We start from the raw sequence: 26,742 nt of genomic DNA on the forward strand, positions 1-26,742 counted from the left end.
ACGACCGGCATGCCGCATTCCGAAGCCCGCCTGATGCGGGCTTGGTTTTTCGCGCTGCGCGCATCCCTCGCCGCCGTGCTGGTGCTGGTGGCGGCCGGCTGCGCGCAGATGGTGCCGCAGACGCTGGCGCTGCGCAGCGGCTGGCCGGCCGGCGTGCCGCAGAGCATCCAGCTCGAGGACGTCCCCTTCTTCCCGCAGAACGAGTACCAGTGCGGCCCCGCCGCGCTGGCCACCGTGCTGGCCCACACCGGCGTGCCGATCACGCCGGAGCCGCTGGTGTCGCAGGTGTACGTGCCGGCGCGACGCGGCAGCCTGCAACTGGAGATGCTCGCGGCCGCGCGCCGCAACGGGCGCATCTCGTACGTGCTCGCGCCGCGCTACTCCGACCTGCTGCGCGAAGTGGCCGCGGGCAATCCGGTGCTGGTGCTGCAGGACATCGGCGCGCTGTCGCAGCAGTGGCACTACGCCGTCGTCAACGGATTCGACTACCCGAGCGGCACGGTCTACCTGCGCTCGGGCACCACGGCGCGGCTGGAGATGCCCTTCACCGCCTTCGAGCGCACCTGGATGAAAAGCGGCTACTGGGCCATGGTGGTCACGCCGCCCGACCGCATTCCCGTCACGGCCACCGAGGACGCGTGGACCAACGCCGTGCTCGCACTGGCGAGAGTGGCCGACCCGGAGCGCGTCGCCCTCGCCTTCGCGACCGCGCTTCGCCGCTGGCCCGACAACCTGGCCGCCGCCGTGGGGCTGGCCAACCAGCTGCACGCGCGCGGCGCTCTGGCGCAGGCCACCGAAGTGCTGCGAGAGGCTCGGCGGCGCCATCCGGCCTCGGCCATCGTCGCCAACAACCTGGCCCAGGTGCTGTCCGACCAGGGCCAGCAGCGCGAGGCCCTCGCTCTCATCGAGCAGGCCGCTTCCGACCCGCGCAATCCCTTCGCTTCCGAGATCCGCAGCACGCGCGAAACCATCGTCGAGCGCATGAGGCAGGCCGGCACCGCCACGCGGTAGGCCCGAGGACGGCGCGCGGTCCGGGCACGCGCCTACAGCCGCACAAGCAGCCTGCCTGCGGCGTGCGACCGGGTCGCTCCCCACACTTCCCCTTGTGCCCGCCGGGTGCCGCGCCACGAGACAGGTATCGGTCTTCCGCGATCCACTGCGAAACGAACGAACATTGTCCAGCGGCCGCGGTGGGCCATTTACCTTGCCCGCTTCCGCCACCGTGTCGCGCCACACCCGCGACGCGGCGAAAACTCCCCCCGCCGCGTTAGCAACCGCCCACGCGCGGAGACGTGTTTGCGCACTGCCCGCAGCGCGTTCCGCCTACAACCCGCGCGCGCGCCGCTTCCTACCCTGCATGCATCACCTTCCAGCAGGGAGCGTCCCATGAACCGGCATTCCGTTCGATTGTTCGCGCTGATCGTCATGGCGCTGGCGGCCCTCGGCGCCCACGTTCGCGCGGTTGCCAGTCCGCTCGCCGAGCCGGAAGCTTCCCGCGTTCGGGAGGTGATCGTCGCGCAGCTGTCGGCGCTGGCGGTGGACGATGCCGACAAGGCCTTCGAGACCGCCACCCCCGAGGTGCGCGCGGCCATCGGCAGCTCCAACCGCTTCCTCGCGATGGTGCGAGGCGTCTATCCGATGGTCTACCGCCCCGCTTCCGTCAGCTTCCACAAGCCGCAAGAGGAAGACGGCAGCGTGCTGCAGCTGGTCGAGATCAAGGACACGGACGACAAGTCCTGGCTCGCGCTGTTCGCGCTAGAACGCCAGCCTGACAGCAGCTGGCGCATCAGCGGCTGCGTGGTGGCGGAGAACCACTGGCAGTCGATCTGAACGGGCGGGTGCGCTTGGAAAAAAAAGCCGGGTGACGCCCGGCTTTCTTCATGGTGCTGCGCGCAGCTTCACAGCTGCACGAAGAGATCGCGCACCGATTGCGTTTCCGGCAGCACGTACACCACGCCACGACGCGAGCCCAGGAGCGGCTCGATCACATCCACGTAGAAGGCCACCGGCACGACTACGCAGCCCAGCGATACGCGGCGCTCGTGCGGCTGCGAATGCTCCAGCCTCGCAGCGCGCACCTGGTGGGCACGGCCCGGGCGCAGCCGGTGCAACGCAAGCGCGGCGTTGTAGTCGAGCCAGATCACGTGCTCGCCTTCGAGGTTGCGGCCCGGCTGCGTGAGGAAGCGGCCGGCCGGCGTGGTTCGGTCTTCCGGGGCCAGCTCGCCGGTCTGTGCGCGCTCCCCGACGCCCGGCACGCTGTGGTCACCCGGCTCGGCGCCCAGCAGCACAGGCGTGCTCGCGAGCATCCGGCCGTTGCCTTCGAAGACGAACAGGCGCGCCGCCTTCTTGTCGACGATGAGGTAGGGGCGACCTCCTGCATCGTGGGTGTCCTGCACGAACTCGGCCATCTCGCGCGCGTCGGCCGAAGGCTGCTGCCGCTCGAAGCCCGCATCGAGATTGCCCGCGGTGGCGGCGCACGCGACGACCCACGCGGCGCACAGCAGCGCCGCCCTGCTCTTCCATTGCATCCGAAAGTCCCCGTGTTCCCGCTGCGGGCGGGCTCTTCTGCGCTGCCGCACCCGCAGCGGCTCAGCTTCCGGCAATGCTAGCGGCGCTCAGCAGCCGCAAGCCGGCATCGGGGATCGATGGATGGGTTCGCGCGGGAGCCCGTGCGCAAATTCACGCGGGCGCGGTCCGTGTGCCGCGCCAGCGCGTGGCCACGTCGTAGGAGCCGAACTGCTGCTGCACCGGGCGCGTTTCGGGCAGCACGTAGACGACGGCGCCGGTGCCGCGCACCGCGGGCAGCAGGGCGTGTTCGTAGAAGTCCACGGGCAGGTTGATGCAGCCGAACGAGATGCGGTTGTCGTCCGGGGTTTCGGAGGCGAGGCGTTCCAGGCGGCGCTCGGCCTTCACGTTGGCGCGCACGCGATGCATGGACACCGCGAGGTCGTAGGAGACCCAGACGATGTCCTCGCCCTGGGCGTTGACGCCGGGTTCGGCCACGAACCGGCCGGCCGGCGTGGTCTTCTCCTCCGGCTGGATCTGCGACAACGGCTTCTCGCCGATGCCCGGTACGGCGTCGTCCCCGACCGCGGAGCCGATCAGGCTGGGCGTGTGCGCCACCAGCACGCCTTGCGGATCGAACAGCCACACGTGCGCCTGTTGCTTGTCGATCACGACGTACGAGCGGCCGCCGGCATCTCCGGAATCCAGGGCCCAGTCGGCGACATGCCGCACGTCGGGCGTGGGCTGCTCGCCCGCGAACGTCGCGAACCGGGGAAGGTGCGGCGCGGACTTGAGCTTCGGCGCGACCTTCGCGGCGGGTTCACCCTGCTGCTGCGGCTGGCCATACCACCAGCCCACTGCCGCCGATCCGCAAAGGAGCGCCGCGACCAGGGTCGCGCGCACCCCATCGCCTTTCTTCGCAGGCTGATCGGTTCGCCGGGACGTCGTGGGGAGCCAGGGAAATCGCATGGCGAGAGTCTCAACGAAAAAGGGCGGGCCCGCAGGCCCGCCCCTTGTGTGCGGCGGGCGTGCCGCTTAGTTGCGGTCGGCGCGGGCGGCGCGGCTGCCGCTGGCGTCGCTGGAGCTGCCCGAGCCCATCGTGCTGCTGCTGGAGCTGCTGCCGCTGGAACCCATCGTGCTGCCGCTGCTGCTGGGCGTGCTGGCCGAGCCGGAAGCGGTCGACGGCGAGCTGGCCGAGCCCGAAGAACCGGCGGTGGAGCCGGAGGCCGGGGGCGTCGTGCTGGAGCTGGAGCTCGAGCCGCCGCTGGCGCCCATCGACGTGCCGCTGCTGCTCGGCGAGCTGCTCGAGCCGCTGCTGGCGCTCGGGGTGCTGGCGGAGCCGCTGGCGCTCGGGGTGCTGGTGGAGCCGCTCGCGGCCGGCGTGCTGCTGCTGCTCGAGGAGCTCGGGGTGCTGCTGGAGCCGCTGGCGCTCGAGCCGCTGGTGCTCGGGGTGCTGCCGGAAGCGCCCATCGTGCCGGTGGTGCCCGTCGACGTGGAACGGTCCTGCGGGTTGGTCGTGCCGGCGGTGCCGCTGGCGCTGCCGCTGCCGCCGCTGGTGCTGGAGGCGGAGCCGCTGGTGCCGCTGCCGGAAGCGCCGGCGCTCTGGGCGATGGCGTAACTGCCGAAGGCCAGGGCGGCCGCGGCCGCCACCGTGGTGAGGGTTGTCTTGATCATGTCTAACTCCTTGATTCAACTGCCCACGAGGGGGTTCGGATGGAAAGGCGCCGGCAGTTGTTGGCACCGGCTGACCAAAGATTAGGTCGCCCCGCACGAGCCTCGAAGTGGGTTTAGAACGGCAGGGCCTGTAGGACCGCCACTGTCACGATTTGCTGCTCAGTAGCCGCGGCTCGAACCCTGCGGCAAGGCGCCGGAAGGCTCCCAGCCATCGAACTGCAATGCGGGGTTCGCGCACTCGAATCCGAGGGCGAATTCGTCGTCTCCCGCGGGGAGGTACGAGTGATCGCGCGCGTCGTCGGCGGCGGAGTCGAACGGGGACAGGAGTTGCTGCAGGAGGCGCGCCATGGTGACTTCCCTTCCGGCGGTGTCGTCCGCCTCAGCAGCATGATGGCCGGATGAGCCACAGCGCGACATGGGCCGCCGCCGCACCGCACGGTAGGACGGCGCCTACGCCTGGGCCCGGTGGTGCTCGGGAGGCTCGGTCTTGGAGACGCCGCGGATGTTCAGGGCGGCCAGCGCCACCTGCAGTGCGATGAGCGCCCACGCGCCGTCATGCCAGCCCCAGACGGCCCACAGCACGTTGCTCGCGAGGAAGACCCAGAACCCCACGTTGCGGCGATCCTTGCGGTTGGAGGCCACCAGCCACGCGGCCAGCAGGCTGGCAGCCATGGCGGGCCACTGCAGCAAGTCGATCCATTCGGAAAATTCCATGGGCCGCAACACTAAGGCGCGAGCGGCGCGGGCCGCGCCAGTGACAGCCCCCGGCGCCTGTAGGACTCGGTCAGGCCGCGGCGCGCCGCCCGAAGGTGCGCTTGGCCAGCGCGACGCCGCCCATCACCACGCCGCCCGCGACGATGCCCACTACCGCGTGGGCAAGCAGCGGCAGCAGCGTGCCCGCGAAGGCGGGCAGGCCCTCGGCCGCGTGCTCCACCGCGTGTTCGAGCGCCGGCACGCCGTGCGTGAGGATGCTGCCGCCCACCAGGAACATGGCCGCGGCGCCGGCCAGCGAGAGCGCCTTCATCAACCACGGCGCGATGCGCAGGATGGCGTTGCCCACCGAGCGGCGCACCCCCGCGCCGGTGCGCGCGAGCCACAGGCCAAGGTCGTCGAGCTTCACGATGCCGGCGACCAGGCCGTAGACGCCCACGGTCATCAGCGCCGCGATGCCCACGAGCACCGCGATGCGCGTGGGCAGCGCTTCCGCGGCGACGGTGCCCAGGGCGATGACGATGATCTCGGCGGACAGGATGAAGTCGGTGCGCACCGCGCCCTTGATCTTGTCCTTCTCCAGCGCGATCACGTCGACGGCGGGATCGGCCAGCGTGCGCTCCAGCGCCCGCACCCGCGCGTGGTCGTCCTCGTGGTGCAGGAAGCGGTGGGCGATCTTCTCGAAGCCTTCGAAGCACAGGTACGCGCCGCCGATCATCAGCAGCGGCAGCACCGCCCAGGGCGCGATGGCGCTGATGGCGAGCGCCGTGGGTACGAGGATCAGCTTGTTGATCGCCGATCCCTTGGCCACCGCCCACACTACGGGCAGCTCGCGATCGGCCGCGACGCCGGACACCTGCTGCGCATTGAGCGCGAGGTCGTCGCCCAGGACGCCAGCCGTCTTCTTGGCCGCGACCTTGGTCAGAAGGGACACGTCGTCCAGGATCGTCGCGATGTCGTCCAGCAGGGCGAAGAAACTCGAGGCCATGTGTGGTGGGTCCGTGTGTTGGGCGTGCCTATGATCGCTGATGGATGACAGCGAGGTCGGTGCAGTGGTGTGGCGGGTGACGATCGGGGTGGGCGGCCCCAGCTTCGACGCGCCGCAGGACCAGACCCTGCTTCGCTCCGCCGAGGCCGCGGGATGGCCCTTCCCGAGCTCCTGCCGCAACGGCAGCTGCCGCACCTGCATGCAGCGCATGCTCTCGGGCGAGGTGAGCTACCGGATCGAGTGGCCCGGCGTGCTCGCGGAGGAAAAGCGCGAAGGCTGGGTGCTGCCCTGCGTGGCGCACCCGGCGGCCGACATCGTGCTGGAGTGAGGCGGCTCGCCTCACGTGTTCCCGTGGACGTACGGAGACCGTGGCTTCTGGTCCTCGCGCGCGGGATGCTTCCCGGCCTGGTCGTCCGGGTGATGGATGGTGTCGTTCGTCCCCTCGGGCACCTCGTCCTTCTCGGGCGGCGGCAACTCGTGCGGGGGCATGGTGTCGGGGGCGGAAGCGGGCTTGTTCATGACGGTGGTCCTCGCCCCACTCTAGGAACGCGGCCATGGCGGACATGTAGGACGGCGGCGCATGGACACGGCCGTGCAGCGCGCCTGATGCATGATCCGGCTCCGTGACAAATCTCTCGCGCCTGCTCTTCCTTGCCGTCGCGCTGGTGGCCGTTCCGGCGGTTCGTGCTACGGCGCCGCGATCCGAGGTGCCCTTCGAAGACACCATGGCCCAGCGCACGATGGCCTGCACCATCTGCCACGGTGCACAGGGCCGCGCCGGCCCCGACGGCTACTACCCGCGCATCGCCGGCAAGCCCGCCGGCTACCTCTACAACCAGCTGCTCAATTTCCGCGACGGCCGCCGCCACTACTGGCTGATGACGCGCCTGCTGGATCCGCTCTCCGAGGACTACCTGCTGGAGATGGCGCAGCATTTCGCGCAGCTGGACCTGCCGTACGCGCAACCGCCCACGCCGAAGGCGACGCCGGAAGTGCTCGAGCGCGGACGGCAGCTCGCGCTGCAAGGCGTCCCGGGCACGAACCTGCCCTCGTGCGCCGGCTGCCATGGCGAAGCGCTCACCGGCATCCAGCCGAACACGCCGGGCCTGCTCGGCCTCTCGCGCGACTACCTGAATGCGCAACTCGGCGCCTGGCGCACCGGGCAGAGGCGAGCGCATGCGCCCGACTGCATGGCGCAGATCGCGCGCGCCCTCTCGCCCGAGGACCTGGTGGCGGTCGCCAGCTGGCTGGCCGCGCAGCCGCTGCCCGCGCAGCCGCGAGCGGTGGAGCACCTCGAGCATCGGGCGCCGATGCCATGCGGCAGCGCGATCCTTCCGGCCGGGAGGCAGCGGCCGTGAAGCGGGTCCTGCTGGTCCTCGCCCTGCTCGTCCTGGCTGCCGCGGGCTGGGTCTGGTACGTGAACTACGGCGACCACGACCCCGGCCCGTCGGCCGCTGCGGGGCCGGCGTCGGTGGAGCGCGGTGCCTACCTGGCGCGCGTGGGCAACTGCATGGCCTGCCACACCGACCGCGGCGGCGCGGCGTGGGCGGGCGGCCGCGCGATCGACACGCCGTTCGGCATCGTCTATTCGAGCAACCTCACGCCCGACGCCCGCACGGGCCTGGGTTCATGGACCGCCGACGACTTCTGGCGCGCCCTGCACCACGGCCGATCGCGCGACGGCCGGCTGCTCTATCCCGCCTTCCCCTACCCGAACTACACCGAGGTGACCCGCGCCGATTCCGACGCGATGCATGCCTACCTGCGCACCGTGCCCGCGGTCGAGCGCCAGAACACGCGGCACGCGCTGCGCTGGCCTTACAGCACGCAGGCCGCGCTGGCCGTGTGGCGCGCGCTCTACTTCCGCCCCGGCGTGTACGAGCCCGACCCCGAGCAATCGGCCGAGTGGAACCGCGGCGCCTACCTGGTGCGCGGCCTGGGCCACTGCGCGGCCTGCCACACGGCGCGCAACGTGCTGGGCGCCAGCAGCGAGATGATGGACCTGTCGGGCGGCCTGATCCCGATGCAGAACTGGTACGCGCCTTCCCTCGCCGCGGCCAGTGAAGCGGGTGTCGCGCACTGGAGCCCCAAGGACATCGCGCGCCTGCTGCGCGACGGCGCGAGCGCGCAGGGCACGGTGCTCGGGCCGATGGCGGAAGTGGTGCTCTACAGCACGCAGTACCTCACCGACGCCGACGCGGTCGCCATGGGTGTGTTCCTGAAATCGCTGCCGCAGATCCCGCCTTCGGAGCCCGGCCCCACGCCGCCCGTCGATCCCAAGGTGGCCGAACGCGGCGCGCGCATCTACTCGCAGCACTGCGCCCAATGCCACGGCCTGCGTGGCGAAGGCGTGCCCGGCGCCTATCCGCCGCTGGCCGGCAACCGCGCCGTGACGCTGCCCATCACCGCCAACCTCGTCCAGGTCGTGATGGGGGGCGGCTACCCGCCCGCGACGGAAGGCAATCCGCGCCCCTACGGCATGCCGCCTTACGTGATGCTGCTCAACGACGCCGACGTCGCCGCCGTGCTCACGCACCTGCGTACGTCGTGGGGCAATCGCGCGGGGCCGGTGAGCGAGCTGGACGTCGCCCGCCAGCGCGGCGGCCCGCGCTGACGGTCAGCGCGCGAACGGGTTGGCGAAGATGAACATCATCGCCACCCCGACGCCGATCAGGAAGTTGGCGTCGATCAGCCCGGCCAGCAGGAACATCTTGGTCTGCAGCGGTTCCATCATCTCGGGCTGGCGCACCGCGCCGTCGATGAAGCGGCCGCCCATGGTGCCGATGCCCAGGCATGCGCCGATGGCGCCGAGGCCGATGATCAGCCCGCAGGCCAGTGCAATCAATCCGGTGTCGCTCATGTGAACCTCCTTGTGGGATGGCTCCATGCTCGCCAACTCAGGGAATGCGGGCAATGACCTGGGAGGTAAGGGCCGCCAGCGCGTTCGGCGGCACCGCAGTCGGCGCGATCTCCGCGAGCGGCACGAGCACGAAGGCTCGCTCCCTCATGCGCGGATGCGGCACCGTCAGGCGCGGGCTGTCGATGCGCGCATCGCCGTAGAGCAGCAGGTCGAGGTCCAGCGTGCGTGGAGCGTTCGGGAAGGGACGCTCACGGCCGGCGTCGAGTTCGGCGGCCAGCAGGCCATCGAGCAGGTCGGGCGCCGTCAAAGCGGTCTGCAGCCGCACCACGGCGTTGATGAAGTCAGGCCCGCTCGCACCGACAGGCGCGGTGCGGTAGAGAGATGAGCGCGCGGTGACGCGGGTTTGCGCAAGCGCATCGAGCCGGTCCATCGCCGCGCGCACCGCCTGCTGCGCATCGCCGAGGTTGGCGCCGAGCGCGACGTACGCGGTGACCGGCTCCCTCATGGCTGGCCAAGGCAAGCGGCTGCGCGCCGCGGCCTCACTCCGGTCCGCCCGAAGGCAGCGGCCCGGCTTCCCCGGCCGGCGCATGTCCGCCGCCCGCACCGGGCTTGCGGCGTCGGCGGCGGCGCTTCTTGGGCGCGTCGGCGCCCGCGCCGTCGGGCCCCCGCGCGGGCTCGGCCGCCTCCGCGGAGGACTCGGGCGGCAGCGGCGCACCCGCGGCGGGGCGTTCGGCGGGCGACGCCTTCTCCTGCGGCTTGACCACGCGCACGCGACGCGCGCCCTTCTGATGCTCCTGCCGCACCTGCGCGACGAGGTCCTCGCGCTCCTGGTCGTCGGCCTGGCTGAACTCCTGCCACCAGTCGGCCAGCACGACGTCGACTTCGCCCGCGTCGGCGCGCAGCCGCATGAAGTCGAAGCCGGCGCGAAAGCGCGGCTGCTCGATCAGGCTGAAAGGCGTGTTGCCGGTGCGCCGCTCGAAGCGCGGCTGCATCATCCAGATCTCGCGCATGTCGGCGCCCAGCTTGCCGCGGCCCGACACGTCCCCGATGCGCGAATCGAACACGTCGTCGATCGCGCCCTGCAGCGCGGGAAACGGATGCTCCTTGCGCGCGAGGCGCTGGGCCCAGCCCTCGCGCACGTCGGACCAGAGCACGCACGAAAGCAGGAAGCTGGGCGCGACCGGCTTGTCCTCGGCGACGCGCCGGTCGGTGTCCTGCAGCGCGGCGCGCACGAAAGGCTGCTCGCTGCGCTCGACGATCAAATCGAGCAGCGGGTAGATGCCCTTGTCCAGGCCCAGCGCCTTGAGCTGCTCGATGGTGGCGACCGAATGCCCGGTCTGCAGCAGCTTGAGCATCTCGTCGAACAACCGGCTCTGCGGCACGTCGGCCAGCAGCGCAAGACAGGGCTTGATGGCCGCGGCGGTCTTGGCCTCGAGCTTGAAGCCGAGCGGACTGAGCTTGGCCACGAACCGCACGGCGCGCACGATGCGCACCGGGTCCTCGCGGTAACGCGTGGTAGGGTCGCCGATCATCCGCAGCGTGAGCTTGCGCGCGTCCTTCATGCCGCCGTGGTAGTCGACCAGGGTGCGCGTCTCCGGGTCGTAGTACATGGCGTTGATGGTGAAGTCGCGCCGCGTCGCGTCCTCCTCCTGCGGGCCCCACACGTTGTCGCGCAGCACGCGTCCGGTCGCATCCACGGCGTGCTTCATGCCCGCCAGCTCGCTGCGGCTGGTCTTCTCGTTGCCGGCCACCGCCTCGGCGGCCGCGTTGTCCATGTAGGCGCGGAAGGTGGAGACCTCGATCACCTCGTGCTCGCGGCCGCGGCCGTACACCACGTGCACGATGCGGAAGCGCCGTCCGATGATGAAGGCGCGCCGGAACAGCCCCTTGACCTGCTCCGGCGTGGCGTCGGTGGCGACGTCGAAGTCCTTGGGGCGCAGGCCGAGCAGCAGGTCGCGCACCGCGCCGCCCACGATGTAGGCCTGGAACCCGGCCTCCTTGAGCGTGTGCACCACGTTGAGCGCGCGCTCGTCCACCAGGGAGGGATCGATGGCGTGTTCCTGGGGACCGATCTCCTGGCGCTTGCCGAAGCGGGGCTTGCGGCCGGCGCCGCCGGCGCCCAGCAGGCGGTCGATGAATTTCTTGATCATGGATGGGAAGCGAACAGGTCCAGTATGCGCCAGCCGCGCTGGAGGGCCAGGCGGCGCAAGGTGTCGTCGGCGTTGGTGGCCACGGGGTGGTCGCAGCGCTCGAGCAGCGGCAGGTCGTTGGGCGAATCGGAGTAGAAGGTGGTCTCCACCTCGTCCCAACCCAGGCCCTGCGCGGCCAGCCACTCGCCCACTCGCGTCACCTTGCCCGCGCGCAGCGACGGCTCGCCGTCGATCTCGCCCGTGATCCAGCCGTCCGGCCCGAGGACGAGGCGAACCGCGATGAGTTCCTCGACGCCGAAGACTCGCGCGATCGGCTCGGTGACGAATTCGTTGGTGGCGGTGACGATGGCGACGCGGTCGCCCGCGCGCTGGTGGCCGCGCACCAGCTCCAGCGCCTGGGGCCGGACCACCGGCGCGATGACCTCCCGCATGAAGCGCTCGCGCGCCGCAAGCGACGCCTCGCGGCCCTTCAGCCGGATCGCGTCGGTGGCGAAGCGCACGTAGGCGTCCACGTCCAGCGTGCCGGCCTTGTAGTGCGCGTAGAACTCGTCGTTGCGCCGCTTGAATTCCACCGGGTCGGTCCAGCCGATCGCCTGCGTGAAGACGCCCCAGCTGTAGTCGGAGTCGATCGGCAGCAGGGTGTGGTCCAGGTCGAACAGGGCGACCTTCGTCTTGCGCGTCACTCGTTCTCCAGCATCGACTTGATCAGCGGGATGGTGATGGCGCGCTGGGTCTGCAGCGCATAGGCGTCCAGCTCCTCGAGCAGCTGCATCAGGCTGCCCAGGTCGCGCGAGAAGCGCGTGAGCATGAAGTCCATCACCTCGTCGCCCAGGAACACGCCGCGCGCGTCCGCCGCCTGGCGCAGCACCGCACGCCGCTCCGGCTCCGACAGCAGCTGCAGCTGGAAGACGTGGCCCCAGCCCAGTCGCGTGCGCAGGTCTTCCCGCAGCTGCAGGTGCGCGGGCGGCAGCAGCCCGGCGGCGAGCACGCCGCGCTGCAGGGCCTGGGCGCTCACGAACCAGCTGAAGGCCGCGTGCTGCTGCACGGCGGTGTACAGGTGCACGTCGTCCAGCAGCACCACCGCCCAGCGCTCGTCGAAGGGCGGCGGCTCGAGCACCGCGGCGTCCAGCCAGCCGGCCGAAGCGCCCTGCTCCCGCAAGGCTTCGCGCACCGCCCGCAGCAGGTGCGTCTTGCCGCTCGCCGGCGGCCCCCACAGGTAGGTGGGCACGGGTGAGCGGGTCGGGCTGCCCACCCAGAGCTTCAGGTGCGCGACCGCGGGCTCGTTCGGTCCGGCGAAGAAGGCCGACAGGGTCGGCGCACGCGCCATCCCGATGGGAAGCGGAATCTGCTTCATTCCTGGTACAGGCGGCTGCCCATGTAGCCGTCGCGCACGCGGCGGATCGCCACCAGCAGCACCGCGCTGGCGGGCAGCGCCACCAGCACGCCGAGGAAGCCGAACAGGTAAGCGAACGCCAGCAGCGCGAAGATCACCGCCAGCGGATGCAGGCCGATGCGCTCGCCCACGAACCGGGGCGTGAAGTAGAAGCCTTCGATGACCTGCCCCGCGCCGTACACGACCGCCACCATCACCAGCGCCTTGGCCGAGGCGAACTGCAGCAGCCCGGCCAGCAGCGCCAGTACCAGCCCGATGCCGAAGCCCAGGTAGGGCACGAACATCGCCAGCCCGGTGAACAGCCCGATCGGCACGGCGAGGTCGAGCCCGAACAGCGCCAGGCCCAGCGAATAGAAACTCGCCATCGTGATCATCACCAGCAGCTGGCCGCGCAGGTACTGCCCGAGCACCTGGTCGCACTCCTGGGTGAACGAATCGACGGCGGGCCGCATGCGAGGGGGCACCAGTTCCAGCACGCGATGGACGAAGCGGTCCCAGTCCAGCAGCAGGTAGAACAGCGCCACCGGGATCAGCACGGCGTTGAAGAGGAGCGTGAACACCACGCTGCCGCCGATCTTCAGCGAGGGCAGCACCCGCGACAGGGCCTCCTCGTAGTTCGTGTTCAGGTAGCGCATCACCTGCGCCCGCAGGCTATCCAGGTCCAGCGCGACGTTGACCCCGTACTGCGCCAGCCAGGGCCGCACGGTCTCGTCCAGCCAGCGGAAGAGCACCGGCACCTGCTCGCGCATCAGCGGGATCTCCTTGACCAGGATCGGCAGCACCAGCAGCGACAGCGAAAAGAGGACGAAGATGAACAGCAGTTCCACCACGACCACCGAGACCACGCGCGGCACCCATCCGCGGCCCGCCTCGTCGAGGCGGTCGACCAGCGGCGTGAGCGCGTAGGCGAGCACGGCGCCGACCACGAACGGCGTGAGCACCGGACCGAGGGCGCGCAGGGCGAGCAGCGCCAGCAAAGCGATCGCGGCCCAGAGCGCGGCGCGCTTTTGCGTGGGGGTGAATTGCATGAGGGTGGGACGACGCTGCGCGGAGGCGGGCGGACAGGGGTGCCGCCGGTAAAATCCTGCAAATTCTATCGGGCGCCCTCGCGCTTGCCGCCCTCCCTCCCATGAGCCAGACCCCCCTTTCGTACAAAGACGCCGGCGTCGACATCGATGCCGGCGATGCGCTGGTCGAGCGCATCAAGCCCCTGGCGAAGAAGACCTTGCGCGAAGGCGTGCTGGCCGGCATCGGCGGCTTCGGCGCGCTCTTCGAAGTGCCCAAGCGGTATCGCGAGCCGGTGCTGGTGAGCGGCACCGACGGCGTGGGCACCAAGCTCAAGCTCGCCTTCGAGTGGGGCATGCACGACACGGTCGGCATCGATCTCGTCGCCATGAGCGTGAACGACGTGCTGGTGCAGGGCGCCGAGCCCCTCTTCTTCCTGGACTACTTCGCCTGCGGCAAGCTGGATGTGGACACCGCCGCCCGCGTGGTGGGCGGCATCGCCCGCGGTTGCGAGCTGTCGGGCTGCGCCCTGATCGGCGGCGAGACCGCCGAGATGCCGGGCATGTACCCGCCGGGCGAATACGACCTGGCCGGCTTCGCGGTCGGCGCGGTGGAGAAGTCCGGCATCCTCACCGGCCGCGAGGTCGCGCCCGGCGACGTGGTCCTGGGGCTCGCGTCGAGCGGCGTGCATTCCAACGGTTTCTCGCTGGTGCGCAAGTGCATCGAGCGCGCGGGGGCGGCGCTGCCCGCCACGCTGGATGGCCGGCCGTTCCGCGAAGCCGTGATGGCGCCCACGCGGCTGTACGTCAAGCCGGTGCTGGCGGCGCTCGCGCGCCATCCCGCTGCCGGCGGCGGCATCAAGGCGCTGGCCCACATCACGGGCGGCGGCCTGCTCGAGAACATCCCGCGCGTGCTGCCCGAGGGCACGGCCGCGCGCCTGAAGGCCGGCAGCTGGCCGCGCAGCGAGCTGTTCACGTGGCTGCAGCGGACCGCGGGCATCTCCGACCACGAGATGAACCGCACCTTCAACAACGGCATCGGCATGGCCGTGGTGGTCGGCGCCGCACAGGCCCAGGCGGTCGCGATCACGCTGCGCGCCGAAGGTGAAAACGTGCACGAGATCGGCGTCATCGCCGAGCGCGGCACGGGGCCGGCCGTGGCCATCGGCTGAGCGCGCGCCGATGGCGGTGCTCGACAACGTCTTCTGGCACGCGCTGTCCGATACGCAGCGTCACTTGACGCTCGGCACCGGGAACGTCCGCCGTTATTCCTCCGGCTTGCCGCCGCTGCTGGCGTTCGCCGATCCGCGCCATCCGCACCTGGACGAACTGGCGCCGTTCTGCGCGCCGGGAGAGCGCTTCTATGCGGCCGATTGGAGGGGCGATGCCCCGCCCGGCTGGCAGATCGAACTCGAGACGACGATGGAGCTGATGGTCTGGTCCGGCGGCGCCGTGTCCGAGGAGCCGATCGAGGCCGTGCGGCTGGGCGCGGACCATGTCGAGCACATGGTCGAGCTGGCCACGCTCACCAAGCCGGGCCCGTTCGGGCCGCGCAACCTGGAGCTCGGCACCTACCTGGGCTGCTTCGAGCAAGGACGCCTGGCGGCCATGGCGGGCGAGCGGACGCAGGCCGGCGCCCTGCGCGAGGTGAGCGCCATCGCCACCCACCCCGACTTCCAGGGCCGCGGGCTCGCGCGAAAACTGGTCAAACGCATCGTCGCCAACCAGCTCGCGCGCGGCGAAACGCCATTCCTGCACGTCATGAGCAGCAACGCGGGGGCGCTGCACCTTTATCGGCAATTGGGGTTCGAGGTGTACCGCACGTGCGCCGTGCGGGTTGTCGCGAAGACCTGAGACGTCAGCCGTTATTCCGGGCGCGGCGCAAGTCGGCCACCCGGTCCGCGATGGCGTCGATGTCCAGCGAATCCTGCGCGTGGATGAGGTAGGTTTCCAGGTCCAGCACGGCCAAGGCCGCATGGCCCTGCTCCGCGTGCGCAAGACCGCGGTCCCGGTACTCGGCCCAGGCATCGGGCAGCAGGATCAGCAGCCTGTCCTGCACCGCGATCAGCCGCTGCCAGTCTTCCTGCGCGCGGTGGATCTCCTTCAGGTTGCGCAGCATGCGGGCGATGATGTCGCGCGGCGGCGCGGCCTGCAGGTACAGCCCCAGCGGAACCTCGAAGTCGTCGACCAGGCCGCTGCGGCGCTTGTACGGTTCGAGACGCTCCGACAGTTCCTCCCGCGAGAGCGACTGGCCGGTGAACGGGTCGATCACCACCTGGCCCTTGGGCAGGTTGACCTTCACCATGAAGTGTCCGGGGAAGCACACGCCCCGCGCGTGCAGGCCCAGGCCCTGGGCCAGCTCGATCCACAGCACCGCCAGCGAGATCTGGATGCCGCGGCGCGTGCGCAGGACCACGTTGAGGTAGCTGTTGTCCGGGTCGCAGTAGTCGTTGACGTTGCCGCCGAACGAGAGGTCGCGGAAGAAGAACTGGTTGAGCGCGCGCAGCCGCTGCAGGGGCGCCGCATCGGCCGGCAGGCGGCGCTTCAGGCGAGCGAGGAGCTGGTCGACATCGCCCAGCACCTGCTGCACGTCGAGATCGGGGTATTCGTCCTGGGCGATGCTGGCGGCGGTCTCCAGCAGGGGGAAATGGTCGTCGTCCTGAACCAGGGAACGGAAGTATTCCAGCGGAGTCGGGACTTCGAAATTCAGCGCCATGGTGTCGTCCTTTGTAGTGGACCGCTCCCCCAGCGTCAAGGCGACGGTCGAGGGGGGTTGTCAGCGCGTGACAAACTGCCTCAGCTGAACTCCCGCGGCCCAGAGCGCGCCGAAGTAGATCGCGGCCGCGGCCGCGAGCATGCCCGCGAGCAGCGCGACCCGCAGCGACGCTTGCGCGCGCAATTCGGTCCACGGGAACTGCGCCGAGGCCCACATCAGGAACACGGCCAGCAGCGCGGTCGCCGCGATCACCTGCAACAGGAAGCGCCCCCAGCCCGGCGCGGGCCGCCAGCTGCCCCGGCGCAGCAGCCCGACGAGCAGCCAGCCCGCGTTGATCAGCGCGCCGAGACCGATCGACAGCGCCAGGCCCGCGTGCTTGAACAGCGGCACCAGCCCGAGGTTCATCAGCTGCGTGAGCACGAGCACCACGATCGCGATGCGCACCGGCGTCCTCATGTCCTGGCTGGCGTAGAAGCCCGGGGCCAGCACCTTGATGCCGACCAGGCCCAGGAGGCCCACGCCGTAGCCGGCCAGCGCGAGGGAGACCTGCAGCACGTCGCTGTCGCGGAACGCGCCGTAGTGGAACAGCGTCGCCACCAGCGGATGCGCGAACACCAGCAGCGCCGCCGATGCGGGCGCGGCGAGCAGCAGCACCAGCCGCAAGCCCCAATCGAGCATGGCCGAATAACGCTCGTCGTCGCCGGCGCCGCGGGCGGCCGCGAGCTGCGGCATCAGCACCACGCCCAGCGCCACGCCCAGCAGCGCGGTCGGGAACTCCATCAGGCGGTCGGCGTAGAACAGCCAGGTCACGCTGCCGGTGGGCAGGTGAGAGGCGATCTGCGTGTTGATCAGCAGCGAGATCTGCGCGACGCTGACCCCGAGCAGCGCCGGCCCCATGAGCGAGAGCACGCGCCGCACGCCGGGATCGCGCCAGGCTTCGCGAATGCGCGCGACGCTCACGCCGATGCGCGGCAGCAGGCCGAGGCGCGCGAGCGTCGGGATCTGGATCCCGAGTTGCAGCACGCCGCCCAGCATGACGCCCGCGGCCATCGCGTAGATCGGCTCGATGCCGCGGTCGCGGAAGAACGGAGCCCCGAGCCACGCCGCCAGGATCATCGCGATGTTCAGCAGCACCGGCGTGGCGGCCGGGACAGCGAAGCGCCGCCAGGTGTTCAGGATCCCGGCGGACAGCGCCACCAGCGACATGAAGCCGATGTACGGGAACATCCAGCGCGTCATCAGCACTGCGGCGTCGAACGCCTGCGGGTCCTTGCCCAGGCCGCTGGCGAGCGCCCAGACCAGCACCGGCGCCGCGGCGACGCCGATCACGCTCGCGGCCAGCAGCACCCAGGCCAGCACCGTGGCCACCGAGTCGATCAGGCGCCGCGTGGATTCGTCGCCCTGCTGCGCCTTGGTGTGCGCCAGCGACGGCACGAAGGCCTGGCTGAACGCGCCCTCGGCAAACAGGCGGCGGAACAGGTTGGGGATGCGGAAGGCCACGTTGAAGGCGTCGGTCATTGCGCTGGCGCCGAAGAAGGCCGCCATCAGAAGGTCCCGCAGGAGGCCCGTCACGCGTGAGGCCAGGGTCAGCAGCGAGACGGTGGAAGCGGCTTTGAAAAGACTCACCGGCTCAAGTGTAGCGGCCGAGTTGGAGGCAAGTGGGCGCTTCGCTTACAATGGAGGGCTTTGCTGGCAACATCCTCAGACACCGAAGGAATCACACCATGGCTTCTGCCAAACCCAAGAAAAAGAACCCGCGCCTTGCGTCGGGCCGCAAGCGCGCCCGCCAGGACGTCAAGCTGAACGCCGCGAACACCTCGCTGCGCTCGAAGTACCGCACCGCCGTCAAGAACGTGGAGAAGGCCGTCGCCTCCGGCGACAAGGCCAAGGCCACGGAACTGTTCGCCAAGGCCCAGAGCATCGTCGACACCGTCGCCGACAAGGGCATCTTCCACAAGAACAAGGCTGCTCGCGACAAGAGCCGCCTCTCGGCCAAGGTCAAGTCCTTGTCCGCCTCGCAAGCTTCCGCCTGAGCTTCAATCAGGTGAACCCGCCCGGGCTTCCAAAGAAGCCCGCCGTTTGAACCGGGTGCGCTGCCAGCAAAGCAAAAGAGCCGTCGAAAGACGGCTCTTTTGCTTTGCGGCTTGCTTTCAGCGAGGCGGACCGACGTCGCGCTCCTCGACCTTCAGGTCGTTGTCCTTCGCGAAGTTCATGACGAAGTCCCAGGCCATCGGCTCCGCCTTGCGCAGGTCGCTGTGCACGACGACGGTCTTCACGCCGTCGATCACGTGCGGCACGCACCAGGGCGAGTAGCTCAGGTGGCTTCCAGGCGTCGCGCCGCCGGGCCGGAAGGCGCTCATCACACCCGCCAGGCGCTCGGCCCAGTCGCTCGGCCGGAAGGTGCGCCCATCCCGGGTGATGCCCTGGATGAAGATTTCTCTGGCGGCGGAGGAAGGCATTCGGGGGTGGCGAATCGGCGCGCCGCCGCTGGGGATCGCCCATGCTGCAACGCACAAGTATTCTATCTTATATAAGACCTGCGATCGGCTTCCCAGCGCCTGCTTGCACCCCTCGCCACGCAACGCCATGCATGGCTGTGATGCGGAATCGGCAAGCAGCGCGCGCGAACCGTGTGCCTAAAATCGGGCCTCAACGGCTCACGCGTTGAGCCGATTTTCTTTTCTGGAGAGCTCAATGGCCCTTATCGAGGCGGCGTCGCCCCACACGATGAACACCTACGGCCGCGTGCCGATCGCGTTGTCGCACGGCCAAGGCTCGCGAGTGTGGGACATCAACGGCAAGCCGTACCTCGACGCTCTGGCCGGGATCGCGGTGAACACGCTGGGGCACAACCATCCCAAGCTCGTCCCCGCGCTGCAGGACCAGATCGCCAAGATCATCCACAGCAGCAACTACTACCACGTGCCCAACCAGGAGAAGCTCGCCGCGAAGCTGGTCGAGATCTCTGGCATGACGAACGCGTTCTTCTGCTCGACCGGGCTGGAGGCCAACGAGGCTGCGATCAAGCTGGCGCGCAAGTTCGGGCATGACAAGGGCATCGAACGCCCGCAGATCGTGGTCTACGAAAAGGCCTTCCACGGCCGCAGCATCGCCACGCTTTCCGCCACCGGCAATGAGAAGGTGCAAAAGGGCTTCGGCCCGCTGGTGGAAGGCTTCATCCGCGTCCCGCTCAACGACATCGGCGCGCTCAAGGCCGCGACCGAGGGCAACAAGGATGTTGTGGCCGTGTTCTTCGAGACCATCCAGGGCGAAGGCGGCATCAACCCGATGCGCATCGAGTACCTGCAGCAGGTGCGCCTGCTGTGCGACCAGCGCGGTTGGCTGCTGATGATCGACGAGGTGCAGTGCGGCATGGGCCGCACCGGCAAGTGGTTCGCCCACCAGTGGGCCGGGATCGTTCCGGACGTGATGCCGCTGGCCAAGGGCCTGGGCTCGGGCGTGCCGATCGGCGCCGTCGTCGCCGGTCCGAAGGCGGCCAACATCTTCCAGCCGGGCAACCACGGCACGACGTTCGGCGGCAATCCGCTGGCGATGCGTGCGGGCGTCGAGACGCTGCGCATCATGGAAGAGGACAGGCTCCTGCAGAACGCGGCCGAGGTGGGCGGCTACCTGAAGGACGCACTGACGCGCGAGCTCGGGAGCGTCAAGGGTTTCAAGGAGATCCGCGGCCAGGGCCTGATGATCGGAATGGAGCTGGACAAGCCCTGCGGCGCTCTGGTCAACCGCGCGGCGGAGGCGGGGCTGCTCATCAGCGTGACGGCCGATACCGTGGTGCGGCTGCTGCCGCCACTGATCTTCACCCGCGCGGAGGCCGACGAGTGCGTGGGCATCCTGGCGCCGCTGGTGAAAGCGATCCTCGCGGAATGAGCATGCCGATCCAGCACTACCTGCAGTTCAGCGACCTCACGGCCGATGACTATGCCTGGCTGTTCGAGCGCGCCGCGGTCATCAAGCGCAAGTTCAAGTCGTACGAGAAGTACCACCCGCTGGCCGACCGAACGCTGGCCATGATCTTCGAGAAGGCGTCGACCCGCACGCGGGTGAGCTTCGAGGCCGGCATGTACCAGCTGGGCGGCAGCGTCGTGCACCTGACCACCGGTGACACCCAGTTGGGCCGCGCCGAGCCGATAGAGGACAGCGCCAAGGTGATCAGCCGCATGGTCGACCTCGTGATGATCCGCACCTTCGGGCAGGACAAGATCGAGCGGTTCGCCGAACACTCGCGCGTCCCCGTGATCAACGGGCTGACGAACGAATTCCACCCCTGCCAGATCCTGGCGGACATCTTCACCTTCTTGGAGCACCGCGGCCTGAATTCGGAAGGCATGCCGGACCCGGCATGCCTGGCGGGCAAGACGGTGGCGTGGGTGGGCGACGGCAACAACATGGCCAACACCTGGCTGCAGGCGGCCGACCTGCTGCGGTTCACGGTCCACGTGAGCACGCCGCGCGGCTACGAGGTGGACCAGGCCGTCGCCGGCGTGCGCAGCCGCGACAGCTACAAGGTGTTCAAGAACCCGATGGACGCCTGCCGCGGCGCGGACCTGGTGACGACCGATGTGTGGACCAGCATGGGGTACGAGGCCGAGAACGAGGAACGCCGCAAGGCCTTTGCCGATTGGTGCGTGGACGAGGAGATGATGAAGGCCGCCAAGCCGGACGCGCTGTTCATGCACTGCCTGCCGGCGCATCGCGGCGAGGAGGTTTCCGCCGAGGTGATCGACGGGCCGCAGTCCGTGGTTTGGGACGAGGCGGAGAACCGGATGCACGTGCAGAAGGCGCTGATGGAGTTCTTGCTGCTCGGACGCGTTTCGAGCTGACCTTCATTGCGCCGCACGCTGCGCAGCCGGCGCCGCAGCCAACGTCATCAAGCCCAGCTTCACCAACCTGGACTCGATGGCCCACCGCGTGCGCCCCAGCGCAGCCGCAAGGTCCTTCGTCGGCGTCCCCGCATCGAACCCGAGCCGCAGTTGTTCATCGTCATCCGGCGCCCAGGGCTTGCCCGTGTTCGGCGGCGCATCCGCCTTCATGCGGCGCGGCTTCGCCATCCCATTCGCGCCCTCGAGCGCCTGCGCCGCCACGAACAACGCCCGGATCACCGGGGGTGCTTTGTACGGGCTGTCCTCCGGCATCACCTCGCCGGTGACCGGATGGATGCCCTGGGCCGGGGTGCCGATAATCTCGCGCGCAGTTTGCAGTTCCATGGTTCTCCCTTTCGAAGAAGAAAAGCTGTATCTCCATACAGCCCGTCCGCAACGGCCCGGATGGGCCTGGCGTTGACAGCATGTCGGACCCCCACCCCTGCCTGAGCTGCGGCGCCTGCTGCGCCGCTTTCCGCGTCGACTTCGCCGTCCACGAACTGGATGAGATGGGCGGCAGCGTGCCGGCCGGGCTGGCGGTCGAGGTCAGCGGCAGCACCTGGCGCATGCGCGGCACCGACCACGTCCCCATGCGTTGCGCGGCGCTCATGGGCAAGGTCGGCGAGAACGCCGCGTGCGGCATCTACGAGTGGCGGCCCAATCCCTGCCGCGAGCTCGAGCCGGGCAGTCACGGTTGCGAGAAGGCGCGGGCGCGTCACGGACTGCCGCCGCTGCCGGCCTTCTGATGCGCTCCGGTAAATCCGGGTCCTGTTGGCATTAACCGACACCACGCGGTTTTCGGGCGGTCCACACTCGGCGCATGCAACGCCTCTGGGACATCTCGCCCCCGGTCGATGCGCGTTCCCCCGTCTTCCCCGGCGACACGCCGTACAGCCAGTCGTGGGCCGCGCAGATCGCGCCCGGCTGTCCGGTCAACGTGAGCAGCATCACCCTCTCGCCCCACGTCGGCGCGCATGCGGATGCGCCGCTGCACTACGACCCCGAGGGCGTGCCCGTCGGCGCGCTCGATCTGGATCCCTACCTCGGCCGCTGCCGCGTGATCCATGCGATCGGCAAGCGGCCGCTGGTTGAGTGGAGCGACCTCGCGCACGCTGTGGGCGACCTGCCGCCGCGCGTGCTGGTGCGCACCTACGAACGCGCACTGCTCGATCGGTTCGACAACGACCTGAGCGCCTTCGCGCCGGAGACCATCGAGCGACTCGCCGATGCCGGCGTGCGCCTCGTCGGCATCGACACGGCCAGCATCGATCCCGCCGACAGCAAGGCGCTCGCCAGCCACCAGGTGATCCGCCGCCGCGGCCTTCGCGTACTCGAGAACCTCGTGCTCGACGACGTCCCGGAAGGCGACTACGAGCTGATCGCCCTGCCCCTCAAACTGATGACGGCCGACGCCTCTCCCGTGCGCGCCGTCCTGCGCCGCCCATGACCACGACCCTGCAAGACTGCCGCGCGATGGACCAGAACGATCCGCTGCGCAAGCTGCGCGATCTTTTCGTTCTGCCGGAAGGGGTCGTGTACCTCGACGGCAACTCGCTTGGTCCTTTGCCGAAGGCGACCGCCGCGCGCGTCGCGGCCGCCGTGGAACAGGAGTGGGGCCAGGGCCTGATCCGCTCCTGGAACACCGCGGGCTGGTTCGAGATGCCGCGCCGCGTGGGCGATCGCATCGGCGCGTGGATCGGCGCGCGCGAAGGCGAAGTCGTGGCCACCGACACCACGTCGATCAACCTGTACAAGGTGCTGAGCGCCGCGACTCGCATCGCGTCCGCCGACGCGCCCGGCCGCAAGGTGGTGCTCAGCGAGCGCAGCAACTTCCCGACCGATCTCTACATCGCGCAGGCCTTGTGCGAGGAGCGCGGCTGGTCGCTGCGGCTCGTTGACGCAGGGCAGCTGGAGTCGGAGCTGCGCACCGGCGACGTCGCCGTGCTGATGCTCACGCACGTCAACTACCGCACCGGCTCCATGCACGACATGGCGGGGCTCACCGCCCTCGCCCACCGTCACGGCACGCTGGCGATCTGGGACCTGGCCCACAGCGCGGGCGCGGTGCCGGTCGACCTGCACGCAGCCGGCGCCGACTTCGCGATCGGCTGCGGCTACAAGTACCTGAACGGCGGTCCGGGCTCGCCCGCGTTCGCGTGGGTCCATCCACGCCACGCGGACCGCTTCTGGCAACCGCTGGCCGGCTGGTGGGGCCATGCCGCGCCGTTCGAGTTCACGCCGGAGTACCGGCCCGCGCCCGGCATCGCGCGCTACCTTTGCGGCACGCAGCCGGTGCTGAGCATGGTGGCGCTCGACTGCGGGCTGGACGCGATCGATGCCGCGCGACCGCTGGGCGGCATGCAGGCGCTGCGGGCCAAGTCGCTCGCGCTCACCGACCTGTTCATCGCGCTCGTCGAGCAGCGCTGCGACGGCCAAGGCCTTTCGCTCGTCACGCCGAGAGAGCACGGCCGGCGCGGCTCGCAGGTCTGTCTTGCCCGTGCGGAGGGTGCGTTCGCGATCGTGCAGGCGCTCATCGCGCGCGGCGTGATCGGGGACTTCCGCGCGCCCGACATCCTGCGTTTCGGCTTCACGCCGCTGTACCTCGAATATGAAGACGTATGGAAAGCCGTGGAGCAATTGCGCCAAGTCCTCGAGACGGGCGAGTGGCGCCGGCCCGAGTTCAACCGCCAGCAGGCCGTGACATGAGCGAGCACCGCAAACCCGAGGACATCGTGCACGCGGAAGGCGCGCAGCTGGATTTCAGCCGTGCGATGAGCTACGGCGACTACCTGCAGCTGGACCGCATCCTCACCGCGCAGAAGCCGCTCTCGCCCGACCACAACGAGATGCTGTTCATCATCCAGCACCAGACCAGCGAGCTGTGGATGAAGCTGATGCTGCACGAGCTGCGCGCGGCCATCGAGTGCGTCTCGCGCGACCAGCTGGGGAGCGCGTTCAAGATGCTGGCGCGGGTGTCGCGCATCATGGAGCAGCTGGTCCACGCCTGGGACGTGCTGGCGACGATGACGCCGCCGGAATACAGCGCGATCCGGCCCTACCTGGCCAGCTCCAGCGGCTTCCAGAGCGCGCAGTACCGCTGCATCGAGTTCGCGCTGGGCAACAAGAACGCGGCGATGCTCAAGCCGCATGAGCACCGGCCCGACCTGCTGGCGCAAGTGCGCGCCGCCTACGAGGCGCCTTCGCTGTACGACGAGTCGCTGCGCCTGCTGGCGCGCCGCGGCCTCCCGATGCCCGCCGAATACATCGAGCGGGACTGGACGCAGCCCTACGTCGAGAGCGCGCAGGTCGAGCAGGCCTGGCTGGTGGTCTACCGCGACCCCGAGCGCCACTGGGACCTTTACCAGCTGGGCGAGGAGCTCACCGACCTGGAGGACGCCTTCCGCCTCTGGCGCTTCCGGCACGTGACCACCGTGGAGCGCGTCATCGGCTTCAAGCGCGGGACAGGCGGCACCGGCGGCGTGTCCTACCTGCGCAAGATGCTGGACGTGGTGCTGTTCCCGGAAATCTGGAAGCTGCGCACCGACTTGTGAGTTCGCGCTTCGAAACTTTACAATCGAGCGAGATTGTCAAGTTTCCGATGCCGCGTCCCTCCCGCCTCCCCAGAGAAGTCGTCGCCCAGTGGACGACGGAGCACGTGTCGTCGAACCCGGACGACCTCACTGCGGCATTGGCACGCCGGTTCGGGGTCACCCGCGCTGCAGCGGCAGGAGCGGTGAAGCAGCTCGAGGCCCACGGCTACGTCCTGCGTACCAAGGGAGGCACACGCCCGAGCTTCACGGCGGGCCCCGCCCGCTGGATCAGCCGCCGCTACACGCTTCCACAAGCGGACGAGCAACTGCTCTGGGAGCGCGATTTCCTTCCGTGGATGTCCGCGGCGCCCAACATCCTGAACATCCTGCACCACGGGTTCACCGAAATCGTCAACAACGCCAACGACCATTCCGGCGGCCATGAGCTCCAGATCGACTTCCAGGCCAGCGCCGAGTTCATCTTTCTCGGGATCATGGACGACGGTGTCGGCATCTTCCGCAAGATCGCCGATACCCTGCGGCTGCCTGATCCCCGGTTTTCCCTGCTGGAACTCTCGAAGGGAAAGTTCACCTCGGACGCACGCCAGCACTCGGGGGAAGGCATCTTCTTCACCTCGAGGATGTTCGATGCCTTCTTTCTCGAGGCGAACCAGCTGGGCTATCGCAAGTTCAATGTCGGCGACCAGGAAGGGCGGCTCGAATCGCAGGATCTCACCTTGCGCGACCATGATGGCCAGCCGCTCGGCACCGGCGTCATGATGTTCATCGACGCGGACAGCACGCGCACGACCCGCTCCGTCTTCGAGCGCTTCACGCCGGACGCGCCGGACGACTTGTCGTTTGCCAGGACCGTGGTGCCCGTCAAGCTCGCCAGCCTGGGCAACGGGAACCTGCTTTCGCGCTCGCAGGCGAAGCGCCTCGTGAATCGCATCGACCAGTTCAAGGTCGTGGAGCTGGACTTCTCGGGCGTCGACGAAATCGGCCAGGCGTTCGCAGACGAAATCTTCCGTGTGTTCGCGCGAGCCCACACCGAGGTGCAGCTGGTCCCGAAGAACACCTCCAGCTACGTGGACGGCATGATCCGCCGCGTTCGCGCAGCCTAGGCGCCGTACAGCCAGGGCAGGTCCAGCAGCCGCTCGCCCCCGATCCGCATCGACAGGTTCCGCGCCAAGCGCAGCGCGCCATCGGCATGGAAGATCCAGCCATTGCGTCGCGAGCGCGCCTGCACCCGGGCGCAGCGCTGCCAGCGGTCCAGCGCGAATCGGCGCAGGGAGGTCGGCACGTCGAGCACCCGGTCGCTGCAGGCGGCCAGCACCTTTTGCAGCGCCAGCGCGTCCTCCAGCGCCATGCCGGCCCCCTGCGCGAGATAAGGTCGCATGGGATGCGCGGCATCGCCCAGCAGGACGGCGCGGCCTAGGGCCATTGCGTTCTCGCTGCGCAGCGGGGGGCGGTCGTGGACCGGCCATAGGCGCCAGTGATCCACGGTTTCGACCAGCGCCTGTAGTTCTCGGCAAGACGCTCGCGCGACCGCACGCAGTTCGCCGTCGCCCGCGTCCTGGTCCCACGCCGCTTCGGCGCGGCCTTCGATGAAGGCGACGATGTTCAGCGCCTCGCCGCCGCGGACGGGGTAGCGCACCAGGTGCATGCGCGGCCCGAGCCAGGCCTGGACTTCCTGCTGGCGCAAGGAAGCAGGCAGCTGCGCCATCGGCAGCAAAGCGCGGTAGGCGACGTGCCCGCTGGCCGGCGCTGGGCCATCGCCAAGCAGCTGGGTTCTCAGCGCACTCCACACGCCGTCGGCCACCGCGAGCGCGTCGGCTTCCACCATCGTGCCGCCCACCAGGTCCGCCTGCGCCGTTTCGCCATCGACCCGCGCGCCCGCGATGGCGTGGCCGGCGTGCAGGTGCGCGCCGGCTTGCGCGGCCGCATCCAGCAGCACCGTGTGCAGGTCGGCGCGGTGCAGGGTCAGGTAAGGCGCCGCGTAGCGCTCTCGTGCCGTGGCGCCCAGGCGCAGGACGCCGAGCTCGCGTCCGTCGACCGCGTCACGCACCGAGAGGCGCGGCGGCTCATAGGGCCGCAGCGCGGGATGATCCAGCAGGTTCCACTCGCGCAGGATGCGCGTTGCGTTCGGCCCGAGTTGCAGCCCGGCCCCCGCTTCCGCGAAAGCCGCGGCCTTCTCGAACACGCGGACCTCCCAGCCCGCCGCACGCGCGCCCACCGCGGCCGCGAGCCCCGCGATGCCGCCTCCCGCGACGAGGATGTCGTGTGCCATCGCGGCGCATTGTGCCGCGATGTGATGCGGATTCAGCCGGC

At 69.7% G+C, this 26,742-nt stretch carries 33 protein-coding genes; 16 read left to right on the forward strand and 17 right to left on the reverse strand.

Annotated elements, in window-relative coordinates:
- Positions 1 to 33: 33 nt before the first annotated feature.
- Positions 34 to 1,011 carry a PA2778 family cysteine peptidase gene (locus tag EZ313_RS13980; protein ID WP_167772583.1) on the forward strand — a complete coding sequence of 326 codons (978 nt, stop codon included), beginning with the start codon at positions 34 to 36 and terminating at the stop codon, positions 1,009 to 1,011.
- Between the two features lie 375 nt (positions 1,012 to 1,386).
- Complete coding sequence (locus EZ313_RS13985) at positions 1,387 to 1,830, forward strand: DUF4864 domain-containing protein (protein WP_135263902.1); 444 nt, start codon at positions 1,387 to 1,389, stop codon at positions 1,828 to 1,830.
- Positions 1,831 to 1,898: 68 nt separating this feature from the next.
- Here the strand turns inward: EZ313_RS13985 and EZ313_RS13990 are convergent, their stop codons facing one another.
- Positions 1,899 to 2,528 carry a L,D-transpeptidase gene (locus EZ313_RS13990; protein WP_135263903.1) on the reverse strand — a complete coding sequence of 210 codons (630 nt, stop codon included), beginning with the start codon at positions 2,526 to 2,528 and terminating at the stop codon, positions 1,899 to 1,901.
- Between the two features lie 151 nt (positions 2,529 to 2,679).
- Positions 2,680 to 3,408, reverse strand: a complete 729-nt coding sequence (locus EZ313_RS13995) for a hypothetical protein (protein WP_205960394.1) — start codon at positions 3,406 to 3,408, stop codon at positions 2,680 to 2,682.
- Positions 3,409 to 3,544: 136 nt separating this feature from the next.
- Between EZ313_RS13995 and EZ313_RS14000 the strand changes: the two genes are divergently transcribed.
- Complete coding sequence (locus EZ313_RS14000; protein ID WP_135263904.1) at positions 3,545 to 4,123, forward strand: hypothetical protein; 579 nt, start codon at positions 3,545 to 3,547, stop codon at positions 4,121 to 4,123.
- Positions 4,124 to 4,338: 215 nt separating this feature from the next.
- On the opposite strand, the gene EZ313_RS14005 is transcribed toward EZ313_RS14000, so the two are convergent.
- From EZ313_RS14005 to EZ313_RS14015, 3 genes are all read right to left on the reverse strand, one after another.
- Positions 4,339 to 4,527, reverse strand: coding sequence for a hypothetical protein (locus EZ313_RS14005; protein ID WP_135263905.1), 189 nt, complete (start codon positions 4,525 to 4,527; stop codon positions 4,339 to 4,341).
- 102 nt (positions 4,528 to 4,629) lie between these two features.
- Positions 4,630 to 4,893, reverse strand: coding sequence for a hypothetical protein (locus EZ313_RS14010; RefSeq protein ID WP_135263906.1), 264 nt, complete (start codon positions 4,891 to 4,893; stop codon positions 4,630 to 4,632).
- A 70-nt stretch (positions 4,894 to 4,963) separates the two neighbouring features.
- The gene (locus EZ313_RS14015; RefSeq protein ID WP_135263907.1) at positions 4,964 to 5,878 is read right to left on the reverse strand and encodes a DUF808 domain-containing protein; all 915 of its coding nucleotides are present in this window, start codon (positions 5,876 to 5,878) and stop codon (positions 4,964 to 4,966) included.
- Between the two features lie 40 nt (positions 5,879 to 5,918).
- Here EZ313_RS14015 and EZ313_RS14020 point away from each other — a divergent pair, with 40 nt between their 5' ends.
- Positions 5,919 to 6,206 carry a 2Fe-2S iron-sulfur cluster-binding protein gene (locus EZ313_RS14020; protein WP_135263908.1) on the forward strand — a complete coding sequence of 96 codons (288 nt, stop codon included), beginning with the start codon at positions 5,919 to 5,921 and terminating at the stop codon, positions 6,204 to 6,206.
- 11 nt (positions 6,207 to 6,217) lie between these two features.
- Here the strand turns inward: EZ313_RS14020 and EZ313_RS14025 are convergent, their stop codons facing one another.
- Positions 6,218 to 6,397, reverse strand: coding sequence for a hypothetical protein (locus EZ313_RS14025; protein ID WP_135263909.1), 180 nt, complete (start codon positions 6,395 to 6,397; stop codon positions 6,218 to 6,220).
- Positions 6,398 to 6,501: 104 nt separating this feature from the next.
- Here EZ313_RS14025 and EZ313_RS14030 point away from each other — a divergent pair, with 104 nt between their 5' ends.
- Together EZ313_RS14030 and EZ313_RS14035 are read left to right on the forward strand one after the other, a co-directional pair.
- Positions 6,502 to 7,236: a c-type cytochrome gene (locus tag EZ313_RS14030; protein WP_420849316.1), complete on the forward strand. Its 735-nt coding sequence runs from the start codon at positions 6,502 to 6,504 to the stop codon at positions 7,234 to 7,236.
- On the forward strand, positions 7,233 to 8,492 hold the full coding sequence (locus EZ313_RS14035) for a c-type cytochrome (RefSeq protein ID WP_135263910.1): 1,260 nt from the start codon (positions 7,233 to 7,235) through the stop codon (positions 8,490 to 8,492). The genes EZ313_RS14030 and EZ313_RS14035 overlap by 4 nt, the downstream gene beginning before the upstream one ends.
- Positions 8,493 to 8,495: 3 nt before the next feature.
- On the opposite strand, the gene atpE is transcribed toward EZ313_RS14035, so the two are convergent.
- From atpE to EZ313_RS14065, 6 genes are read right to left on the reverse strand one after another with little or no spacing between them, the layout of a single operon-like run.
- Positions 8,496 to 8,738 carry a F0F1 ATP synthase subunit C gene (atpE, locus tag EZ313_RS14040; RefSeq protein WP_135263911.1) on the reverse strand — a complete coding sequence of 81 codons (243 nt, stop codon included), beginning with the start codon at positions 8,736 to 8,738 and terminating at the stop codon, positions 8,496 to 8,498.
- A 37-nt stretch (positions 8,739 to 8,775) separates the two neighbouring features.
- Positions 8,776 to 9,243, reverse strand: coding sequence for a 2-amino-4-hydroxy-6-hydroxymethyldihydropteridine diphosphokinase (gene folK, locus EZ313_RS14045; RefSeq protein WP_135263912.1), 468 nt, complete (start codon positions 9,241 to 9,243; stop codon positions 8,776 to 8,778).
- Between the two features lie 34 nt (positions 9,244 to 9,277).
- Entirely contained in the window at positions 9,278 to 10,888 is a 1,611-nt protein-coding gene (pcnB, locus tag EZ313_RS14050) for a polynucleotide adenylyltransferase PcnB (protein WP_135263913.1), read from the reverse strand.
- Complete coding sequence (locus EZ313_RS14055; RefSeq protein WP_135263914.1) at positions 10,885 to 11,571, reverse strand: HAD family hydrolase; 687 nt, start codon at positions 11,569 to 11,571, stop codon at positions 10,885 to 10,887. Before EZ313_RS14055 ends, pcnB begins: the two co-directional genes overlap by 4 nt.
- The gene (hda, locus tag EZ313_RS14060) at positions 11,568 to 12,242 is read right to left on the reverse strand and encodes a DnaA regulatory inactivator Hda (protein ID WP_135263915.1); all 675 of its coding nucleotides are present in this window, start codon (positions 12,240 to 12,242) and stop codon (positions 11,568 to 11,570) included. Before hda ends, EZ313_RS14055 begins: the two co-directional genes overlap by 4 nt.
- On the reverse strand, positions 12,239 to 13,309 hold the full coding sequence (locus EZ313_RS14065) for an AI-2E family transporter (RefSeq protein ID WP_135263916.1): 1,071 nt from the start codon (positions 13,307 to 13,309) through the stop codon (positions 12,239 to 12,241). The genes hda and EZ313_RS14065 overlap by 4 nt, the downstream gene beginning before the upstream one ends.
- A 101-nt stretch (positions 13,310 to 13,410) precedes the next feature.
- On the opposite strand from EZ313_RS14065, the gene purM reads away from it, so the two are divergent.
- Positions 13,411 to 14,457 (forward strand): phosphoribosylformylglycinamidine cyclo-ligase, encoded by a 1,047-nt coding sequence (gene purM / locus EZ313_RS14070; RefSeq protein ID WP_135263917.1) that lies wholly within the window; start codon positions 13,411 to 13,413, stop codon positions 14,455 to 14,457.
- Positions 14,458 to 14,467: 10 nt separating this feature from the next.
- The gene (locus EZ313_RS14075; RefSeq protein WP_135263918.1) at positions 14,468 to 15,139 is read left to right on the forward strand and encodes a GNAT family N-acetyltransferase; all 672 of its coding nucleotides are present in this window, start codon (positions 14,468 to 14,470) and stop codon (positions 15,137 to 15,139) included.
- 4 nt (positions 15,140 to 15,143) lie between these two features.
- Here the strand turns inward: EZ313_RS14075 and EZ313_RS14080 are convergent, their stop codons facing one another.
- Positions 15,144 to 16,001, reverse strand: a complete 858-nt coding sequence (locus EZ313_RS14080) for a SirB1 family protein (protein WP_135263919.1) — start codon at positions 15,999 to 16,001, stop codon at positions 15,144 to 15,146.
- A gap of 60 nt (positions 16,002 to 16,061) precedes the next feature.
- Complete coding sequence (gene murJ, locus EZ313_RS14085; RefSeq protein WP_135263920.1) at positions 16,062 to 17,627, reverse strand: murein biosynthesis integral membrane protein MurJ; 1,566 nt, start codon at positions 17,625 to 17,627, stop codon at positions 16,062 to 16,064.
- A gap of 98 nt (positions 17,628 to 17,725) precedes the next feature.
- Here murJ and rpsT point away from each other — a divergent pair, with 98 nt between their 5' ends.
- Positions 17,726 to 18,034 (forward strand): 30S ribosomal protein S20, encoded by a 309-nt coding sequence (gene rpsT, locus EZ313_RS14090; RefSeq protein WP_135263921.1) that lies wholly within the window; start codon positions 17,726 to 17,728, stop codon positions 18,032 to 18,034.
- A gap of 117 nt (positions 18,035 to 18,151) precedes the next feature.
- Here rpsT and EZ313_RS14095 read toward each other — a convergent pair whose 3' ends face one another.
- The gene (locus tag EZ313_RS14095; RefSeq protein ID WP_135263922.1) at positions 18,152 to 18,460 is read right to left on the reverse strand and encodes a DUF3579 domain-containing protein; all 309 of its coding nucleotides are present in this window, start codon (positions 18,458 to 18,460) and stop codon (positions 18,152 to 18,154) included.
- Between the two features lie 235 nt (positions 18,461 to 18,695).
- Here EZ313_RS14095 and EZ313_RS14100 point away from each other — a divergent pair, with 235 nt between their 5' ends.
- Complete coding sequence (locus tag EZ313_RS14100) at positions 18,696 to 19,889, forward strand: aspartate aminotransferase family protein (protein WP_135263923.1); 1,194 nt, start codon at positions 18,696 to 18,698, stop codon at positions 19,887 to 19,889.
- Positions 19,890 to 19,891: 2 nt separating this feature from the next.
- Entirely contained in the window at positions 19,892 to 20,842 is a 951-nt protein-coding gene (argF, locus tag EZ313_RS14105; protein ID WP_420849322.1) for an ornithine carbamoyltransferase, read from the forward strand.
- Between the two features lie 3 nt (positions 20,843 to 20,845).
- Here the strand turns inward: argF and EZ313_RS14110 are convergent, their stop codons facing one another.
- Positions 20,846 to 21,226 carry a hypothetical protein gene (locus EZ313_RS14110; protein ID WP_135263925.1) on the reverse strand — a complete coding sequence of 127 codons (381 nt, stop codon included), beginning with the start codon at positions 21,224 to 21,226 and terminating at the stop codon, positions 20,846 to 20,848.
- Positions 21,227 to 21,306: 80 nt separating this feature from the next.
- Between EZ313_RS14110 and EZ313_RS14115 the strand changes: the two genes are divergently transcribed.
- From EZ313_RS14115 to EZ313_RS14135, 5 genes are all read left to right on the forward strand, one after another.
- A complete protein-coding gene (locus tag EZ313_RS14115) occupies positions 21,307 to 21,627 on the forward strand; it encodes a YkgJ family cysteine cluster protein (RefSeq protein WP_135263926.1) in 321 nt (106 codons plus the stop codon).
- A gap of 74 nt (positions 21,628 to 21,701) precedes the next feature.
- Positions 21,702 to 22,328, forward strand: a complete 627-nt coding sequence (gene kynB / locus EZ313_RS14120) for an arylformamidase (RefSeq protein ID WP_135263927.1) — start codon at positions 21,702 to 21,704, stop codon at positions 22,326 to 22,328.
- Positions 22,325 to 23,587 carry a kynureninase gene (gene kynU / locus EZ313_RS14125; protein WP_135263928.1) on the forward strand — a complete coding sequence of 421 codons (1,263 nt, stop codon included), beginning with the start codon at positions 22,325 to 22,327 and terminating at the stop codon, positions 23,585 to 23,587. The genes kynB and kynU overlap by 4 nt, the downstream gene beginning before the upstream one ends.
- A complete protein-coding gene (kynA, locus tag EZ313_RS14130) occupies positions 23,584 to 24,432 on the forward strand; it encodes a tryptophan 2,3-dioxygenase (protein ID WP_135263929.1) in 849 nt (282 codons plus the stop codon). The genes kynU and kynA overlap by 4 nt, the downstream gene beginning before the upstream one ends.
- Positions 24,433 to 24,479: 47 nt before the next feature.
- The gene (locus EZ313_RS14135; RefSeq protein WP_135263930.1) at positions 24,480 to 25,535 is read left to right on the forward strand and encodes an STAS-like domain-containing protein; all 1,056 of its coding nucleotides are present in this window, start codon (positions 24,480 to 24,482) and stop codon (positions 25,533 to 25,535) included.
- On the opposite strand, the gene EZ313_RS14140 is transcribed toward EZ313_RS14135, so the two are convergent.
- A complete protein-coding gene (locus EZ313_RS14140) occupies positions 25,532 to 26,701 on the reverse strand; it encodes an FAD-dependent monooxygenase (RefSeq protein WP_135263931.1) in 1,170 nt (389 codons plus the stop codon). The two genes, EZ313_RS14135 and EZ313_RS14140, sit on opposite strands and share 4 nt — an antisense overlap.
- Between the last annotated feature and the right edge of the window lie 41 nt (positions 26,702 to 26,742).

It is taken from the genome of Ramlibacter henchirensis, from assembly GCF_004682015.1.
GTDB lineage: Bacteria > Pseudomonadota > Gammaproteobacteria > Burkholderiales > Burkholderiaceae_C > Ramlibacter > Ramlibacter henchirensis.